This window comes from Roseibium salinum (assembly GCF_026240905.1).
Lineage (GTDB): Bacteria > Pseudomonadota > Alphaproteobacteria > Rhizobiales > Stappiaceae > Roseibium > Roseibium salinum.
The window spans coordinates 77,245-97,018 of the sequence record NZ_JAPEVI010000001.1 but is presented as its reverse complement, the minus strand read 5'-3'; the positions used below and the strand labels follow the sequence as shown (position 1 = coordinate 97,018).

Below are 19,774 nucleotides of genomic sequence, written 5' to 3'. Positions count from 1 at the left end.
CAATGGCTTCCTGTCGGCGAAAGATGCGAACCGACTTGCGCTCCTTGATCGCCCTCACGAGTTCGGCCTGGACCTGCTTGGTGAACTTGATGCTGAATTTCTTCACACCGACCTTTCGGTCAGCATTCCAAGCCCGACGCTCCCAATGCGTTCGAATTATATTGCGCAGTACCCATTTATCTTCTCCTTTGACCATTGGTCGTTTGGAGAACACCTGAGATCAAAGATGGGGCCGAAACGGACCGGCAGGTTTTTCTAAGCGGAAAAGCAACTGCGCGCTTTCTTACCCCGCGCGACGAAAATGCCCACCATTTCTCAACAGCGACGGCAGGCTCACAAATTGAGCGAGATCGGTCGCAAGGAGACTGCTGCGCAAACAATTCGGTCCGCATTGAGCGTTGGCGCCAGCTCTGCCGGCGCCAACGTGTCCCACCTCTCGGGCATCCGTCAGAAGATCAGCGTCAGTTCGTCAAGAATGACACCGCCGGTTGCGGTGATCACCACTTCATCGACCTGATCGAAGGTGGAATCCGGCAGCGTGGCGAGGCTTTCCTTGTTGTCCCAGGTCCGGAAGCTGTCGCTGCCGACCAGTTGGCCGTCAAAGTATCCTTCGACTGTCACTTCGACGTTCTTGCCGCTGACGGCAGAAAAGAAACATTGTTCGAAGTCGAAAGCCTCCCCGTCCGACCGGGCAATTGTCAGGCTGTCACCGGAGCTTTGTCCGGCCAGCGATCCGGCTGCCACACCTGTGGACCGGTCGGTTGCCACCAGATCGGTGAATACGAATCCGTCCTCGGAAGTGAATGCTTCCCCGATGGTCCCGCTTTCGAAACCGATGACGGCCGTCGCCGGCTCAGGAGGTGGGGTTCCGATGCCGCTGATGGCTATCACCGCTGTTGCTGTATCGGCGCCGCCGTTTCCGTCCGAGATTTCGTAGACGAAGCTGTCGGTTGCACTCTCTCCGTCGAAAAGATAGTCGAATGCACCGTTCGGATCATATGTGAACGATCCATCCTCGGCGAAAATGACGATTGCGCCGGTTGCCAGCGTCACTGTTCCGCCGGTCTGGCCGGCAACGGAAGTAACTGTGAGCGCATCCCCATCTGCATCACCGTCATTGGCAAGAAGGTTGCGGCTGACAGGCGTGCCCTCGTCGGTCGCAAAGCTGTCATCGGCAGCTTCAGGTGCTGTGTTGCCACCGGGCAGACCTTCCGCGTGGGTCACCAGACCGATTTCGTCGACCAGGAATTCACCATTTGCGGAAACGACAATTCGGTCGGCGCTGTCGAATGTGGAATCGAAGGTCACTTCACTAACGCGGTTGCTGCGGGTGTTCACTGTAGTGCTGCCGACCAACACGCCGTCGTCATAGGCTTCGAACTGGAGACGCACGCGCCCGCTCACTGCCTGAAGCATCAGACTGTCCAGATCGAAGTCCATGTCCGACGATGTGATCGTAAACCCTGACGAGATTCCCGAAAGCGACCCGGAAAGGGGGCTGTCGGAAGTTATGTTCATACCGGCGAACTCCAGGCCCTCCTGTCCTGAATAGGTGCCCGGGACCATGCCTTCGAAATCGACTGTTACCGATGCAGGTTCCGTCGTGACGGACGGAGAGTACCCGTCGATCGTCAGAGATACGGTTGCGGTGTCATAGCCACCCTGGCCGTCGGAAATGCGGTAGGAGAAACTGTCTGTCCCCGTCTGGCCGGCTTCCAGATAGTCGAATGCACCGTTCGGATCGTAATCGAACGAGCCATCGGCGTTTACAGTCAGTCTTGCGCCGGATGCAAGCGTAATCTGATTACCGACGTCCGTAGCCGACCCTTCGACCTCGACGATCGTCAGGCTGTCACCGTCACCATCGTCGTCATTGACTAGCAAGTTGTTTGACAGGGTTTCGTTTTCAGCGACATTGTAGCTGTCATCGGCGGCCACGGGAACGGTATTTTCCGAAGCGCCGTTTACGGTGATAGTGACCGTTGCAGTGCCAGATCCCTCGACGCCGTCGGTAGCCGTATAGGTGAAGCTGTCTATCGCCGTTTCGCCATCCGCCAATGCGTCAAAGGCACCGTTCTGATCGTAGTCGAAGGTGCCGTCCGCGTTGACGGTCAAGATGGCGCCGGATGCCAGCAGGATCTGGTTGCCCACATTTGCCACCGATCCGTTGACGGTTGCGATGCTCAAGGCGTCGCCATTCGCGTCCGCATCGTTTGCCAGAAGGCTCACGCCTGACAGCACGATGTTCTCGTCCACCGAAAAGGCGTCATTGGCCGCCACGGGAGCAGCATTGACCGAAGTGCCGTTCACGGTGATGGTAACCGTTGCAGTGCCAGATCCCTCGACGCCGTCGGTAGCCGTATAGGTGAAGCTGTCTGTCGCCGTTTCACCATCCGCCAATGCGTCAAAGGCACCGTTCTGATCGTAGTCGAAGGTGCCATCCAGATTGACAGTCAAGATGGCGCCGGATGCCAGCTGGATCAGGTTGCCCACATTTGCCGCCGATCCGTTGACGGTTGCGATGCTCAAGGTGTCGCCATCCGCGTCCGCATCGTTTGCTAGAAGGCTCACGCCTGACAGCACGGCGTCTTCGTCCACCGCGAAAGTGTCATCGGCAGTCACCGGAGCGGTATTGGGCGTGGGCTCCGACGTCAGCGAGTCGACAATATTCTCGAAGGTCAAGTTCTGGTCCGCAAATCCGAGCCAGTCGACCGTGCTTTCGACCAGATCCACGGCGGCGTTGATCACTTGCAGGAAGCTGCCGGTCACCGAGAACGAATAGTCGGAAAAATTGCCTGCGAACAAGACCCAGTCAGTGCCCGAGCCGCCGAGATACGTGTCTGACCCGAGACTGTCATGGAACGTGTCGTCACCGCCATTGCCCGTCAGCGTGTTGTCCGCGCTGTTGCCGTAGAAGGTTTCCGAGCCTGCGCCGCCGATGGCGTTTTCAATAATCGTCCCTTCGGCGATCGTCAGGTTGCCTACCTTGCCACCGATGCTGGAGACCGACGGAGACGTCGCGGTCCTGTCGGAAGGGGCAAGGTTGATCACCGTGTTGTTGCTGAAGCCGGAAAGGTCCAGCGTGTCGGTACCGCCGCTATCGACGATCGTGGACGCCGTATTTCCCGCATAGGTGGACCACTGGGCCCAGATATCGCTGACCTCGGAAGTAATCGTGGTATTGAAGCCCCAGGTGGTGTCTTCCGTAAAGGCGTTGGCTACGCCATACCCTTGAGAGCCATAGAGATCGTCGAGAGCCATCCAGTCGACCGACATGGGTGTTTGCAGGTAGACCCTCGAGGCGTCGACCGACGTGTTTTCGGTCTGGCTGAAATACGACATCATGGATGCCTGCCAGCTGTCGTTCTCGAAGGTATTGTCCGTCCCGTAGATGGCCGAGCCGTTGTAATTGCCCTGGTGGCCGAGGCCGAGCGCATGACCGATTTCGTGGAAAATGGTCTGCAGCGTGTAGTCGTTGTAAGTCGATGTGCCGCCCGACCATGTGGTGGAAATGTTCACATAGCCGGCCGCCAGTTCCCCGTTCGAATAATAACTGTAATTGGCAAAGGCGCCGGAGGAATTGTCGCTGAAGAAGAAGTCTACGACGGAGGCGTCCGTGGATGTCGTTTCGATGAAGTCGATGCCGAGCGTTGCCTCATACAGCTTGAAGATCTCGCGGACCAGAAACTGCCGGTCGGCGGTCAAACCGTCGGCATCCGAGGAGTAGCCGGAAATATTGTAATAGAGAACGCCGTTGTTCGGATCCGCCCCGGACGTACCCAGATTGTGCGAGAGCGTGCCTTCGGGATTGCTGACCACAAGTCCTTTGTCGGCCCAGTATCCGCTGGTCAGGTAATCGGCGAGGTCTCCGAGTGGTGACGGTGCAAAGGAGGTTTCCGACGAGTTCGTCGTCCCGTCACCTGCCGCATCCGAACTATCCTCTTCGCGCATGCCGCATGCCAGGCAGGGGCAGGATTGTTCGTCGTGCAGGATGAGACCGTCCGTGTCGTGCAAGGGAGCAAACGCAGTGAAGCCGGGAGCGGATCCGGTCGCCATGCCTTCATCGGACGAAAGATCTGCCAAGGCGTCTGCTGCAACGGTGTTGAATGGTCCCCTGCCGCTTTCGTTGCGGGATGCATCGAAAAGGGAGTCAAGCAAGGAAGACAAAAGCGTCGAACCGTCGCCCTCGGTCGTGAGCCCTGCTTCGTCGCTTTCTGAAACGTCCGCATCGCCCACCCATGCAAGCCGTCCGCTGACTTGTGCATCCGAAAGGGTGTTTCCGGAAAACCGGGCGGAAGGTTCACCCTCCGAAGGTATCCGACTGGCGGCATTCTCTTGAGCTGAGGATATATCTACCAGTACTTCCTGATCCACAGGCGTTAGTGTCGGGATCTGCGAATACTGGAGCCCCGGTGCGAACCACGCTGGCACGGTGAAAGCTTTGAACGTATCTACGATACCAGGACCGTCCTTCTGACCAAAAGAATCTGTCGGGTGCATGAGCCCTCTCGTTGCAAGGTTTGGACGACCTGACGAATCAGGTCCCCAATTTCCGAAATTGGTGCAGACGATGCTGCAGCCGCAACGGGACAGTCCATAGACTCATGGCTGCATTATGGTGAGCCGACAATATGAGGCGCTTAATATTCCCGCCAATTCCTATCAAATATATTGATGAGTCCGGTCATCTGTGCGCGGCTGAAAAATGGTGCATTTGGACCGATGTTCGGACAAGCTTCTTTTCGGCAAGGAATATTTCCTTTGGCCTGCCATGTCGCATGTGCCGGCTCGACGCACCCAGGCAGTCGGCCTGCCATCCCGGCTGGACGATCGCAACAGGTTGCAGAAATGCGAAATTAGTGCTGTATATCTCGAATTTTCCGGTCATGAGCCGGTTGATTGGCGGAATTCGGTGCCAATCGCGCGGGGCATTCGATCACGCGTGAGTGAAAAACAGCGCAGGGAAGACTGATCTCGACAGGCTCCGGTGTACACTGTCTTCGACCGGATCGACGATCTCGAAAGTCCTCCGCTCTCCGGTCCTGAGCTTGGGTCAACGCGTATGGTTGTCTGCGGCCTCACCGTGCTGAATGAAAGCGGCTGCAGCTTCCGTTCGATTGGATACCCCCATTTTCGAGATAATATGGTGAATGTGCAGTTTGATAGTATGTTCGGAGAGCCTTAGGGCTGCGGCAATGTTCTTGTTTTGCAATCCTTGAGCGATTAGCGCGAGCACCTCATTCTCCCTGGGAGTCAAAGCGTCGACTACGTGCGTGCCATTTGCACATGCACCATTTGATGTATGACCGCCGACCGTCTGGCCCGCGGTTGTCATGGGCGGATTTCGGTGGACTTCCAGCAGCTCAAAAAGCTCCGGAGGCATATAGGATCCGCCGTGCAGCAGGATCTGGACTGCAAACAGCCACAAATCCAGCCGGAGGTTCATTGGCAGAATATTGTGGATGACGCCGGCTTTCAGGCATTCCCGAATGTGGTGTGTGGAGTTGCAGTCACCGTTAAGCGTCAGGCACAGGTTCGCATTGGAGTACATTTCCTCGATTTGCCTGAATTCTGTGATGTTGGCGGCACCGTAGCCTGCATCTATCAAAATGGTCGTGGGATGAATTCCCTTGCTGCTCGCGGAACGGACCAGGCTGCGCCAATCATCTTCGATATGAACAACGAGGTCGGGAAGTTCGCGAAGCAAGGAGTTTTGAAGTTGTTTCGGCAACCTCTCCTCTGGCCCGATAAAACATAAATGACGCAAATGGCTCGACATGCAATTTCTCCAGCCTCTTTCACTCGCAACCAAATTTCCCTAGGGGAATTTGGCTGCGCCGAAGTGCCAAAAGAGAGGTTGTCCAGCACAAATTGTTGTAAGATTTATTGTTTACAAATTAATATCAAACGAGATAGAAATCTATAGGGTATTAATCTAAATATCAATATTAAAATTCTAAGTTATATATTAAAAAAATCAAACTTTTACTAGAAATTCGTAGGAATATATGATTATTTTCTATTTTATCTGCAGAATTTTCTCGAAAAGGCAAGAAATTAAGCAATACATGACTATATCTATCCCATTTTTTGGTAATTGTTATTCAACCTATTATGATCCCGCATTTTTTATTTCATGACAACAGAAGCTTCCCAGTTGGCCTTTGAGTGAGCTTCTTTGTTTTTCATGGATTATCTTCCTATCGATTTGGTGCACATGCCTCGCAAATAACGATGTGCGCGTAAACTGTCATATAGTGACTTGTCGGCAATCGATCCCCGCGGCCATGCATCCCAATAAACGGATGCGCCAACCATTGGCCAAATTGCCGGGAGAAGAATTTCTGCCTGCTCCATATATTCATCTCCTCCTGTCAGATATTCACAATACCATTTGAAGCTGCCCTTTTGATTATACCAAGAATTATCTATTTCAAGCTTCGGCAAACAAAGTATGATTTGTAGGTGGATAAATGCGCTGATTAAATCAGAGCGTCTATTTGAAATAGAGATCAGATTTTTGAATGATAGTTTCAATAAATTCTTCAAGACGCACAAGAAAAGACTTTCTGTGTGAAATACAATGCGGCATGAAACAACACGTGTCGGGGTTTCCGAGGTCATTTGAGCGCAAAATATTGTTGGCGAGTTCCTAAAGACACGAGCTCGTAAAGACATCGGAGCGGATGGTTAGATCTATTCTGCGGGGGCGGGCCGAACGGGAGGAAGTGCCGGAATGGGTTCTGCTAATTGATTGTCTAATTCACCGCACGGGTGCAGCGGCACGCCGTAAAGGAACCCGCATTTGAAATAAAACGGAACAGCCCGGTGACCGCCCCTCCACGAGCGAGGGAATTCCCGGACAAACAACCGTCAAAAATGCCACGCCGACTTTCTCCAACGAATTCATGCGCAAGCGGCCCGGATGCACGGATATCGCATCCCGGCTGAAGAAGAACATTTGGGAGACAAGGTCATGGGTGTCACAAGCACAGGCAAATTTGTAGTCCTCGATGAGTCCGAAGAACTGCAGAACTATTACGAGAGTATGGGCATTGTCGGCGATGAGGACGACAACGACATTGCGACCGATCGGTTGCCATTGGCTTTTTCAGGTCGGTTGGGCTTCTACAGCCTGACGCTGGATGAGGCTGCGCTGAGCGGCTACGGCGATGCAATGACCGATGCGGCGAGCGATGAAGGAGACTATATTGTCACGGTCGACTCGGAAGTCACCGACCTCTCGCTTGCTGCCAATTCAGATGGAGATGCGTTCACGGCATATGGCGCGAACGCCGTCTCCACATTTTCAAGCGGACACTTCACCGTTGGCGGCGATGAGATCTATTTCTTCGCCGATCCGACGGACAGCAACATTGTCTATGGCGTGGCGGGAAACACCGCAGACGGTGACGGAACGGACATCGTCCTGGCCATCTATCTCGAAGAAGTCCTGAACACTGATGGCGACATCGTCGCCGCCAAGATGTGGACCGTGCTCATGGAGGGCTACACGCTGGCGCACGACGATACCGCGGACAGCGACGATAGCCTTGACTTCACGAACAAGCTGTTCGTCGCGGCAACGTCGGAGGTTGACTTCGACTTTGGCGGAGCGCCTCCGGGCAACAACCTCTTCATGTGGTTCGGCGACCTCGACCAGGCGATCATCGTGACGGGACGGGATCCGGCCAACCAGTCCGAGGGAGAAAACATCTCCTCCGGCGATACGGTCAACACCAGCGGTCAGGCCGTGACCAGCCTGGGAACCAACGGACAGCAGGTGAAGGCCGGCGAGGGGATGTATTTCACCTATGTCAGCGGTTCGACCTCCACTCCGGACCCCAACGAATTCATCGTTCCGAACCTCGATCAGACCGAGGCCGACGTCGAGGCCAACATCACTTTCGATGAACTGACCGATGCAACTGGCGGCACCTTCAGCATATCGCAGGTGAACCCTGGCAATACCAACACGACTGTCGCCATAAGGATTACCGCCTATACGACGGATGACGAACCGGGCACCGGGTTCGTCGACGGCCTCGGTGATTCAGATGATGTTGCCGTATCCATCTCGGGCATCACGATCAACGGTGTTGCCGTTGCATTCTCAGTCGACGGGGACAGCGTCATCGTGGACGGCGTGAAGTCCGGGGATGTCGTTGGCTTCACGACCGACGGCGTTCACCAGCGTCTTTTGATCGAGAATGCCCAGCCGACATCGGGGCAAGGATCGAACCTCAGCTTCGACCTCGGCGGTTTCTCCCTGATCCAGGTCTCGACCGCCTCTGAAGAGATAGGCTCAAAGGTTGTCATCGAGGACGACGGGCCGGACAGCGGCGGCGATCAAGCCGTACCAATTCTCGAACTGGACGAAAGCCCACTGGATCCTGACGGAGATGGTCTCTGGGAAGTCACGGAAGGCATGGCGGGCAGTTTCGGCACGCCGGACTTCGGCACCGATGGGGAGGCGTCGGTCACCTATGTCTTCGTGCCCTTTGCGGAAGGAGCGCTGACGGGTCTCTACGCACTGAATCCGGCCAACACCGGTATGGGCGATCCGATAAGGCTCTATCTGAGCGACGATGAAAAGACGATCACCGGGTCGACAGCGCTGTTGGAAGGAAACGTTGACGCGGGCAATACATATTTCACCATCGAAGTGGACGGGGTGGGCGATGTGACGTTCACCCGGCTTCTGAACATCTGGCACGGTGACACAGCCGACCCGGACGATCAGGAAGGGATCAGCGCTGCCGCCGGAACGATCGTTCTCCAGCAGACGATTGTCGAAGGAGACGGTGACAGCCTGGTAACCGAACTGGACCTGTCCAACGGCATCTTCTTTATCGCGGACGACGGGCCGGCGATCGATCTGACGTCGCTGTCTCCGACAATCGCGGTCGACGAGTCGGTCGGCACGGCCGGGTCGTCCAAGGACGAGCCGGGGAACGCGGCACCTGATGACGAGACCCATGCCAATGCGCCGGGAGGTGCCATCGGCTACGCGGAGACAAGTGCCGCGTCGCTGTTCTCCGAGACGGCCGATGCGGGAACTGACGGTGAGGACAGCAAGGTCTATGCCCTGGTGCTGACCGCCGGTGCGACGGGCCTCACCGACACGGCCTCGGGCGAAGCGGTCGTGCTGTCCGAGGTTGGCGGCGTGATCGAGGGCCGCACCGATATCGGCGGTGATCTGGTGTTCACCATTGAAGTCGATGCGAACACGGGCGACGTGACGACGGCCCTTTTCCGGTCGCTCGACCACGGTGCGGACCTGAACGACCATGACAGTGCGGTGAGCATGGCCTCCGGGCTGGTCGAACTCGAGGCGACGCTGACGGACGGCGATGCCGATAAGGCCTCCGACAAGATCGAGCTCGGCAGCCTGATCGAGTTCGAGGACGACGGGCCGGCGATCGATCTGACGGCGCTGTCGCCGACGATCGCGGTCGACGAGTCCGTCGGCACGGCGGGGTCGAGCCAGGACGAGCCGGGGAACGCGGCACCTGATGACGAGACCCACGCCAATGCGCCGGGGAACGCCATCGGCTACGCGGAGACGAGCGCAGCGTCGCTGTTCTCCGAGACGGCCGATGCGGGAACTGACGGTGAGGACAGCAAGGTCTATGCCCTGGTTCTGAATGCCGGAGCGACGGGCCTGACCGACACCGCCTCGGGCGAGGCGGTCGTTCTGTCCGAGACTGGTGGTGTGATCGAGGGCCGCACCGATACCGGTGGTGATCTGGTGTTCACCATCGAGGTCGATGCGAACACGGGCGACGTGACGACGACCCTCTACCGATCGCTCGACCACGGCCCGGACCTGAACGACCATGATAGCGCGGTGAGCATGGCCGCCGGGCTGGTCGAACTCGAGGCGACGCTGACGGACGGCGATACCGACACGGCCTCCGACAAGATCGAGCTCGGTAGCCTGATCGAGTTCGAAGACGACGGGCCTTTGGTCACGGTCGAGGATACTTCCCAGAATTCCGCCGACACGACGGCGACCTATGGGACGGGTGCCGAAGGGGACTGGGCCGACGATCCCGGCAGCGATGACTTCGATTCTGCTGAGCGTGAGCTTCGACAGTTATCAAATCGACGCTCATGGGACCGTTCTTACCGACCTGAGCAACAGCACGTTCTCAAAGACCGGCGACTTCAGCTTCATGGGGTCGATCACGGACGACTTCAACGGCGACGGCATGGACGACACGGTGAGCTTCACGCTGACCTTCGACACGATTGCCGACACCTATGACCTACAGTTCACGACGCCGCCGACTACGATCTCGACCTTCGACACTTCTCAGGGTGCTCTCGCGGCTGGTGGTCCCGACGCGGTACGGACGTTGGCGTTCCCGCCGGCTGGTCACGATAACGACGTCATCTTCTTCGGCGCCGTCGCGACCGCACCGTTGGAGAACGGGACTGTCGGCGGGGATCCAAATGACCTTGAGGACCTGGTCGAGAACGATCCGACGGAGGCTACTTTGGAGGGGCTGAATGTTCCGAACTTGATCAATGCCAACACAAAGATGAACGTGTCAACCTCGGGTATCGGAATCAATAACAACAACTTGGACGGTGCCGATGAGGGTGCCGGAACAGGTCTGTTCGCCGGAACGTCCATTACCTCCGGTGACGAGAGCTTCGTGGTCAATCCCGAGCAGGATGTTGATGCGGTCAGGGTCTACATCGACAACTCCGTCGGCGGATATGATCCGGATTCCGAAGACCTTTACTACGTCGTCTATTACACCGATGGAACCGTCAGTGGGCCGACAGACGTCACCGCCGTCTCCCCAGTCCCGAAATCGGATCCTGCGGACGAGTGGCCCGACGTGGCACAGGGTGGCACCTATTTCGATATTGACGGAGGCGAAAAGCAGATCGAGGCAGTTCAACTCACGATGGGCTCGGGGACAGTCAAGATCCCGGTAATCGAGTTCACTGTCGAGACGGAATTCGATCCGGCGCCGCTTGACCTCGACTTCACGGCCACCCTGTTCGATGACGACGGCGACAGCTCCGAGGACACTTTCTCGGTCCATGTCGATCCCGACGCCATCGTGTGAGCGACCGGGCGAGCCCGCCACCACCGGCGGGCTCGTCTCTTGTCAATGGAGTCCTTGTTCACGGATTGATTTCTCATGTCCCAACAGACCGACTCAAATCGCCTTGCTCAGGTCATGAGCGCGGTGCGCAGGCAGTTCCCGGCACTTGTCGTGTTGAGCTGTCTGGTCAATCTGCTGCTTCTCGTCACCAGCATCTACATGCTGCAGGTCTATGACCGGGTGCTGTCGAGCGGTTCGATGGATACGCTTCTCTGGCTGACTGTGATTGCGGTGTTTGCGGTTGCGGTGTACAGCGTGCTGGAGCAATCCCGGAGGATGATCCTCTCCCGGGCCGCCGGCTGGCTCGACAGTGAGCTCAATGCTCCGATGCTGAGGCGCGCGATGGAAGTGCGGCTCGCGGGAAAAGGCGGGCGCGCCGGCACGCGCGATGTCGCCGACCTGAGGAAATTCTACGCGAGCGATGCCATCCTGGCCATTCTCGATGCTCCCTGGAGCATCATTTTCATCGCCTTCATCTGGGTGCTGCATCCTATCCTTGGTGTGGTTGCCACGGCTGGCGCCCTGATCCTCCTCAGCCTGGCACTTGCCAATGACGCCTTGACGCGAAACCGGCAGAAGCAGGTAGCGGCAGCCACGAAGACCCATCAGGACGCCGCAATGCGTTATGTCGATGCGGGCGAGACCATCAATCCTCTCGGCATGGCACGGGCCGTCTTCGACCGCTGGCGCGATGGGCAGGGCCAGGTCGTGGCCGAACAGCAGTTGCTTGCCGACCGGACGGCAAAGATCCTTTCGATGTCGCGCGGACTGAGACTGGTGCTGCAGATTGCGATTCTCGCCGCCGGTGCCCGTCTCGTCCTGCAGGGCGAAATTACGGCCGGTGCGATGATTGCCGCCTCGATCGTCATGGGCCGTGCGCTGGCGCCGATCGAGCGGGCGACCGGTGCATGGCACTCCTACGTCGCGGCGAGAAGCGCACGGTCAAACCTGACGGAGCTTTTTGCCGACGCGGAGCAGCGCAGCGTGGACGCGGTTTCTCTGCCGCGTCCGGAAGGCGGACTTGCCTTCGAAAGTGTTTTTTACGTCCCTCCTGGTACCGAGCATCCCATTCTCAACGGGGTCAGCTTCGAGATAGAACCAGGGGAAAATTGTGCGGTCGTCGGACCATCGGGTGCAGGTAAATCCAGCCTCTGCCGTCTGGCGGTTGGGGCCTGGAAGCCGTTCAGAGGCCATGTGCGTCTCGACGGCGCGGATGTCTTCGATTGGGATCCGGACGAACTCGGGCCGCATATCGGCTATCTGCCGCAGCAGGTCGAACTCCTGCCGGGCACGGTCGCCCAGAATATTGCCCGCTTCCGGGAGGTCGACAGCGAGGGCGTTATCAAGGCGGCAAAGCTGGCCGGTGTCCACGAGCTCATCCTCGCGTTACCCGATGGCTACGAAACCGAGATCACCTTGCACTCGCGGCGCATTTCGCTCGGCCAGCGCCAACGCCTGGGGTTGGCACGGGCGCTGTACGGCGATCCCGCGCTGGTCGTTCTCGACGAACCGAATTCCAACATGGACGAGGCAGGGGAACGTGCTCTCATCGATGTGCTGACGCGGCTCAAACAACTTGGCGCGACCGTCGTCATCGTGACGCACCAGGTATCGATGATGGCATGCGCAGACAAGGTGCTGGCGCTGAAAGACGGTACGGTTGCCGCCTTCGGACCACGCGACCAGGTGGTGCGGCCGGTACGGCCAGTCGCCTCGAAAACCGTGCAACCTGCCAAGGCAAACCTAGATGGAAAGCAGCCGCCACAGACGGCTCGCGGAAATCTGATTATGGCGGCGGAATGAGAAGATGAACGATTTGCAGGAAATTCTCTCCACAACGGCGGATCGGGCCGAAGACCTGTTGCGGATGGCCGTGGCGGCATCCCGGGCAGGCTTCGACGAACTCGTCGAGGCGACACGAGTGCCGTTGGCGTTTGCCGGGATCGAGCCCACCGACACAAATGCCATGCTCGCGGTCGGTGCGGCCGGTCTTGTGGCAGTCTTCGTCCTCTTCCGGCTCTACCGACTGGTCGTTCGACGTCGCGCCGTGCTGCCTTCCGCGACGCTGGAGGCAATGACGCGGTATCCGCGGCGCCTGGGTATCGCCGCCGTCGCCCTGTTCGTGCTTGTGTTCATCGGGTGGTCGGCTCTCGCGCCTCTGGCGAGCGCAGCACTTGCCCCGGGCATCATCAGCCCCGACGGCTACCGGAAAACCGTTCAACACCTAGAAGGCGGCATTATCCGGTCAATCCATGTGCGCGAAGGCGAGAAGGTCGAGGCCGGCGATCCGCTGATCTCTCTCGACAATACGCGGGCCAAGGCGCTTGACGCGGAGATCCGCGAGCGTCTCCGGCACGTTCTGGCGACTGCCGCCCGACTGGAGGCCGAACGCACCGGCGCCGCCGATATCGTCTTTCCCGATCTCCTCCATGCCGCGAATTCGCCCGAACTCCAGCGGGTCATGGAGGGTCAGCGACAATTGCTGAGCAACCGGCAAGCAGCGCACAAGGGACGTATCCAGATCTTCAAAGCCCGTGTCCGCCAGTTGGAAGAGCAGAATGCAGGCCTCAAGGACGTTATTGCGGCTGAGGACGAACAGCTTGCCCTCATAGATGAAGAAATCACTGCTGCGCAGGCCCTTCTCGACAAGGGCCTTGAACGCAAACCGCGCGTGCTGGCGCTGAAGCGCTATCGCGCCGACATCTCGGCCCAGAAAGCGAGCAACCGTGCCAAAATCGCCGAAAACGCCCAAGCGGTCGGAGAGACCGAACTGCAATTGCTGACGATAACCGAAGAGCGGCAGGAGAAGATCGGTGCGGAGCTCGCCGATACGCGCCGGATCCTCGCTGAGCTCAAGAGCCAGTTGCCTTCACGCGAAGACATCCTCAAGCGCACGGTCATCCGCGCGCCGGTGACCGGCACGGTGATGAACATGCGCGTGACGACCGAAAGCGGCGTCATGGACCCGGGGCAGCCGCTGCTCGACATCGTTCCGGAGGCAAGCGGGCTGATCATCGACGCAAAGGTTCGCCCGACCGACATCGAGCGGATCAGACCCGGCATGCCCACCCGCGTGGTTCTCACGGCATACCGGCAGCGGAACTTGCCGCAGATTCACGGCAGGTTGCGGTCGATATCCGCGGATGCGCTGATCGAGGAGCGCACCGGCGAAAGCTATTTTCTGGCAAAAGTCGAGGTGGCGCCGGAGGAACTCGCAGATCTGGATGAGGTGAAACTCGTTCCCGGAATGCCCGCAGAAATTCTGCTCATGGACAGCGAACAGACACTGTTCTCATACTTGGTGGCCCCGATACTCGACAGCGCTCGCCGAAGCTTTCGTGAAAATTGAATTGAGAGAAGAAGTTTTGGCTCGCGACCCTGCGCTTCGAGCTCGCTGGCCTCGTCCGGCTGCCTTTCGTCTGGCGGCTTGGATGGGCGCTGGACCGCCTCGGCTGGCCGCGTCTCGTGCTGTTGGTTTCAGGCGTGGGCGAACCCTATGCGTTGGTCGCTGCCCAAGGTCTGCGCTTCGCACCCGCTGCGCATGCGGGCGCGCTGATCCCCGGTATCATGCCACTCTACGTCGCCGCGCTCACCGGCCAGCTCAATCCGCTATCTGTCCACATGTTACATTCAGGGCTGCAGCGGTCACCGCGCTCAGGCGGTCGGAAGCGAGCAGTGCTGCGGCATCAGTCGGCGCCGGGGCAGGGGCACACTTCGGCCGGGGGTTATCCCCTCGGAAGGCCCGCGTCCCGCAGACCCTGTACGATATGCGCGTAGCCCTCGCGGTAGACAGCTTCCGGACTTTCAGCGAAATCGCGCCAGACCTTCGTAGCGGCGGCAAGGTCGGGCAGCCCGCGCCCGAACGCCTCTATCGTTAGCCAGTCATCATAGCCAATTTCCGCGATCCCGGCGAAGATTCCAGACCAGTCGATATTGCCTCTGCCTGGCACCCCCCGATCATTCTCCGAAATATGGATATGGACGACATCGTCCCGGTTGCGCGTCAGCGCCCCTACCGGATCGGTCTCCTCGATATTGGCGTGGAACGTGTCATACATGGCCTTTATGTTCGGATGATCGACCCGGCGGACCAAATCGCAGAGATCGTCCATCGTGTTGACCAGATAGCATTCGAACCGGTTGAGCGCCTCAAGGCCCACGGTAACGCCAAACTCTTGCGCGTGCTCGCCGATGCGCTGCTGGCTATCGATGGCCCGTTCGAGCTCCTCCGGTGTCGGACCCTGGCCGGAAAACTGGCCGAGCACCGAATGCAGCGGCCCGGACACCCTGTCGGCACCAAGCGCGCTTGAGCACTCAAGCACCCAGCGCATTCGATCAATACCAGCTTTTCGCTTTTCCGCCGTGGAGGAAATCAGATCGAACTCCGGATCGCCAAGAGCCGAAACCGCCGTGCGCTTGAGGCCCAGGGAATCGAGCAGATTGCCGAGACGTGCATAGTCGGCCGGCTCCCCTTCGAAGACCGGAATCTCCACGCCGTCGAAACCGGTCTTGCGAATATCCGCAAGCAGCGCCTCATGCTCCACTCCGACCCGCGTCGTCCATAAAAACATGCACATGCCGATCTTCATCTAAAATCTCCCACCGCCAATCTGGTACTACCAGTATGCCGAATGATGATCCAGCGTAAAGCGGGAGATATCCGGCCGGCAACGCAATTTCCAATTGCGATACCGTAATATAAAAGTCCAGATCGACTCTATCCTCCTCTTGACCGCTAATGCAACCAGGCGCTATCTGGTATAACCAGAAGCAACAAACGGCAAATGAATTCCAACCGAAGCTTCGAAGTCAGGGAGGACGGGAATGCATCTATCGACCCACAACTGGATGCGCGCGGAACCGCTGGAAACGACGGTACGCCGGATCAAGCAATACGGCTATGAGTCAATCGAGATTTCCGGCGAGCCGACGCAGTACGACGTCAAGGAAACGAGAGCGCTCCTGAAAGACACCGGCATGCGCTGCTGGGGCGCGGTCACGCTGACCCTGGGCGACCGGAACCTGGCCGCGAAGGACGAAGGCCAGCGGGCGAAGTCCGTCGACTATGTCAAGTCGGTGATTACCATGGTGTCTGAACTGGAGGGCGAAATTGTTACTCTCGTTCCGGCAACCGTCGGCAAGGTCGTGCCCGACGGTACGCCCGAGGAAGAATGGGGCTGGGTCGTCGATGCCACCAGGGAGTGTTTTTACCACGCACAGAAAAAGGGCGTGAAGATCGCGGTCGAACCACTCAACCGCTTCGAGACCTATCTATTCAACCGCTGCGCCCAGGCGCTCGCGCTGGCCGATGCCGTCGGTCCCGAATGCGGCGTCTGCCTCGATGCTTTCCATCTCAACATAGAGGAAAGCGACATCTATGAAGCCATTCGCCTTGCGGGCGACCGGTTGTTCGACTTCCACGTTGCCGACAACAACCGTTTCGCAGCCGGTCTCGGACATCTGGACTGGCCGAAGATCGTCGGCACGCTCAAGGAAATTGGTTATGACGGTGCGCTCACAAACGAATTCGTCGCGCCAGTCGACCGGACGCCGGCGGCGATGTATCCGGAAATGGTCGAGACCAGCCCGGTCGACATATCGCCGGAACAGCTGAAGTTCATCCAGGATCATGGATCTTCGCTGCTGACGGAGGACTTCTATGCCGACCAGATGCGGATCACCGCTGAGACCCTCTTGCCATTGATGAAATGATCACGCCGACGCGGCAGGAGGAGGTCCGATGCGCATCAAATCGATCGAAGCCCGCTGGGTTCAAATTCCCATCGAGGAATCGCGCCAGCATGTCAGCGACTTTGGTCGATTGCGGACATTCGATGCCGCCATTGTCAGGATCGAGACCGAGGACGGCCTCGTCGGGTGGGGGGAAGGCAAGAACGCCGCCGGCAGTGCCGGCCAGTATGGCGCGCTGGTCCATCTCATCAATCACGAATTCGGGCCGTTTCTCATCGGCTGGGATGCTTCCCAGATCACGCCCATCTGGGAAGCGCTGTACAACGGAACACGGAGTGAAAGCGCCGCGAGCGGCGGACATGTGTTTCCGGTGCTTGCCCGCCGAGGGCTGACGCTAGCCGCCATTAGCGCGATCGATATCGCCTTGTGGGACATCAAAGGCAAGGCGTTGGGAGAGCCTGTTTGGGCGCTTCTTGGTGGTCGTTCGGCAGAACGTCTTCCTGCATATGCGTCCGGTGGCTGGGCCGATGCTGACGGCATTGGCGACCAATTGCGTTCCTACATCGATGTCGGCGGTTTCAGGTCGGTGAAGATGCGAGTCGGTGCCATGGACGGTGCTGCTCACGTGTCGGCCAAACGTGTCCACGCCGCAAGGGATGCGATTGGCGCGGACATCGGTCTGATGGTCGACGCCCACGGCACATACACGGTTTCGGAAGCCAAGCGGTTCGCGGCAATGGTCGCCGACTGCGATCTCACGTGGTTCGAAGAGCCCGTCACCGGGGACGACCTGCCCGGATTGGCAGAGTTCCGGAGTTCGACGAACATTCCGGTCGCTCTTGGCGAATCCGAGTGCACACGGTTTGATTTTCGCGACCTGCTGGTCTCGCGCGCGGTCGACATCCTGCAGCCCGATCCCGCCTATTGTGGCGGCATCACGGAGGCAATGCGCATCGCGACTTTGGCCTCGGCTTTCAATTTGCGCCTTGCTCCTCATCTTTGGGCCGGTGCCCCGGCCTTTTTCGCCGGCCTTCATATTGTCGCAGCGGCTCCCGCAGGCTTTATCATCGAATACTCCCTGGGCGCCAACCCGATGATCCACGATCTCTCGAAGCAGCCGGTCAGCGTGGTAGACGGAATGATTGCAGTACCGGATGCGCCTGGAATTGGTCTTGACGTGAACACCGATATCATTACGCGTTTCTCGAAAAACTGACGAGAGCGAACAGACCATGCAAGGACAGGAAATACTTCCAGCGATAGCCGCCCATCTTCTGGCGTGCGCGCGGACCACCGGGGGCAAAGCGCCCTCGGAACGCGACCTGGCCGAGCATTTCTCGGTCAGTCGGGGTCAGGTCCGCGAGGCGCTGGCGATCCTGGAAGCGCTGCAGGTGATTGAGCGCCGCGCCAAATCCGGCATTTATGTCAATGTGGATCGAACGGGCATCGAGGCCATGGCCTTCTTTGCACGCACCGGCCTGCCGCTGGAAAACCGCCAAATCTACGAGGCGGTGGAGGTGCGTAAGATCCACGAGATCAAGGCCGCCGAACTGGCGGCCGTGCGCGCGGACGAACAGAATTTCGATCGCCTGCGCGATATTCTTGACCGGTCCGAGAAACGCATCAGCGACGGTGAAGGCCTCGACGGACTGGATCAAGAATTCCATCTGGAAATCGTAAAGGCTACCCAGAACACGATGTTTCTCAATATCTGTACTGCGTTCTATGAGATCGGAGAGAAACGGTTGCAGATCTATTTCCGAAGTCCGGAACGCAATCGAAAATCCCACGCGGAGCACAAGCAGATCTATGATGCGCTTGTGAATCGGGACGCGGCGCTGGCTTCAGCGCTCATGGTGTCGCATCTCCGGGGCGCGATGAGCTACTGGACCGAGCTCCTGGAACCCGCCGATCCGTCTGAATGAATGGCCGGACTGATGATATTTTCGACCCATCCCCTGCACCCGGAAGTAACCGATGCGCTGTCCGCTATCGGTGACTACCGCGTCGCCAGCGCGCCCTCAGCCAAGGCGATTTCGTCTGAAAGCGAAGGCGCCGAACTGATCGTCGTAAGAGCCCCGATACCGCCGGAAGTCATTGAACGCGAAAAAGGGCTGCGGGCTTTGGTTCGGCATGGCGCCGGTCTCGACATGATCCCGGTCGAAACGGCCACCCGGGCAGGCGTTCTTGTCGCCAACGTTCCAGGCGCCAACGCGATCACCGTGGCGGAACACGTCATCTGGTCGGCACTGGCGCTCTTGCGAAGATACCCAAACGTAAACGACGATCTGCGAGCGCGCGGGTGGGTCGAGGGCCGCGCCCATGCGGACCATGGACGCGAACTGACCGGCAAGACAATCGGCATCGTCGGCATGGGCAATGTCGGCAGGAAACTGGCAGGGATGGCCCAACACGGTTTCGGGATGGAGGTAATCTGCCACACGCGCCGGCCTGACAGTGTTCCGCAGAGCGTTCGGGCGATGTCGCTGGATCAAGTACTCGGCACCGCCGACGTCCTCGTGTTGTGCTGCCCTCTCACCGAGCAGACTCGTGGCTTGATTGACGCCGCTGCGCTCATGCGGCTAAAGCCCGGCGCGTTGCTGATCAATGTCGCGCGTGGTCCGGTCGTGGTTGAAGACGCCTTGATCGATGCGATCGAAAGCGGCCATCTCAGTGGCGCTGCGATCGACGTTTTCGATCACCAGCCACTGCCGAACAGTCACCGGCTGTTCGATCTGAGGAATGTAATTCTGACGCCGCACATGGCCGGCATAACCGAAGAGAGCATGCTGCGCATGGGTCAGGTTGTGGCCGCTGAAATCCGGCGCATCGCGGCCGGCGATCTGCCTGAGAATCTCGTCAATCCGGAAGCGCTTGATCTCTATCGCAAGAGGTTTGTCTAAACCGGCGGTCTGGGAACAGGGCCTCATGAGACCCTGCCACAGATTATTTTCCGT

At 58.6% G+C, this 19,774-nt stretch carries 11 protein-coding genes; 8 read left to right on the top strand and 3 right to left on the bottom strand.

Annotated elements, in window-relative coordinates; genetic code table 11:
* Positions 1 to 447: 447 nt before the first annotated feature.
* Positions 448 to 4,083: an Ig-like domain-containing protein gene (locus tag ON753_RS00435; protein ID WP_265960578.1), complete on the bottom strand. Its 3,636-nt coding sequence runs from the start codon at positions 4,081 to 4,083 to the stop codon at positions 448 to 450.
* Positions 4,084 to 5,053: 970 nt separating this feature from the next.
* On the bottom strand, positions 5,054 to 5,779 hold the full coding sequence (locus ON753_RS00430; protein ID WP_265960577.1) for a response regulator transcription factor: 726 nt from the start codon (positions 5,777 to 5,779) through the stop codon (positions 5,054 to 5,056).
* Positions 5,780 to 6,976: 1,197 nt separating this feature from the next.
* Here ON753_RS00430 and ON753_RS00425 point away from each other — a divergent pair.
* From ON753_RS00425 to ON753_RS00410, 4 genes are all read left to right on the top strand, one after another.
* Entirely contained in the window at positions 6,977 to 10,270 is a 3,294-nt protein-coding gene (locus ON753_RS00425) for a DUF5801 repeats-in-toxin domain-containing protein (RefSeq protein ID WP_265960576.1), read from the top strand.
* Complete coding sequence (locus tag ON753_RS00420) at positions 10,179 to 11,087, top strand: hypothetical protein (RefSeq protein WP_265960575.1); 909 nt, start codon at positions 10,179 to 10,181, stop codon at positions 11,085 to 11,087. Before ON753_RS00425 ends, ON753_RS00420 begins: the two co-directional genes overlap by 92 nt.
* 75 nt (positions 11,088 to 11,162) lie before the next feature.
* Positions 11,163 to 12,929 (top strand): type I secretion system permease/ATPase, encoded by a 1,767-nt coding sequence (locus ON753_RS00415; protein WP_265960574.1) that lies wholly within the window; start codon positions 11,163 to 11,165, stop codon positions 12,927 to 12,929.
* A gap of 4 nt (positions 12,930 to 12,933) precedes the next feature.
* On the top strand, positions 12,934 to 14,475 hold the full coding sequence (locus ON753_RS00410; RefSeq protein ID WP_265960573.1) for an HlyD family type I secretion periplasmic adaptor subunit: 1,542 nt from the start codon (positions 12,934 to 12,936) through the stop codon (positions 14,473 to 14,475).
* A 376-nt stretch (positions 14,476 to 14,851) separates the two neighbouring features.
* Here ON753_RS00410 and ON753_RS00405 read toward each other — a convergent pair whose 3' ends face one another.
* Positions 14,852 to 15,715, bottom strand: a complete 864-nt coding sequence (locus ON753_RS00405; protein ID WP_265960572.1) for a sugar phosphate isomerase/epimerase family protein — start codon at positions 15,713 to 15,715, stop codon at positions 14,852 to 14,854.
* 235 nt (positions 15,716 to 15,950) lie between these two features.
* Between ON753_RS00405 and ON753_RS00400 the strand changes: the two genes are divergently transcribed.
* The 4 genes from ON753_RS00400 to ON753_RS00385 are packed head-to-tail and all read left to right on the top strand — an operon-like array spanning position 15,951 to position 19,720.
* Positions 15,951 to 16,838 (top strand): sugar phosphate isomerase/epimerase family protein, encoded by an 888-nt coding sequence (locus tag ON753_RS00400; protein WP_265960571.1) that lies wholly within the window; start codon positions 15,951 to 15,953, stop codon positions 16,836 to 16,838.
* 28 nt (positions 16,839 to 16,866) lie between these two features.
* A complete protein-coding gene (locus ON753_RS00395; RefSeq protein ID WP_265960570.1) occupies positions 16,867 to 18,033 on the top strand; it encodes a mandelate racemase/muconate lactonizing enzyme family protein in 1,167 nt (388 codons plus the stop codon).
* Between the two features lie 16 nt (positions 18,034 to 18,049).
* The gene (locus ON753_RS00390; protein WP_265960569.1) at positions 18,050 to 18,742 is read left to right on the top strand and encodes a FadR/GntR family transcriptional regulator; all 693 of its coding nucleotides are present in this window, start codon (positions 18,050 to 18,052) and stop codon (positions 18,740 to 18,742) included.
* 12 nt (positions 18,743 to 18,754) lie between these two features.
* Positions 18,755 to 19,720: an NAD(P)-dependent oxidoreductase gene (locus tag ON753_RS00385; protein WP_265960568.1), complete on the top strand. Its 966-nt coding sequence runs from the start codon at positions 18,755 to 18,757 to the stop codon at positions 19,718 to 19,720.
* Positions 19,721 to 19,774: the final 54 nt, after the last annotated feature.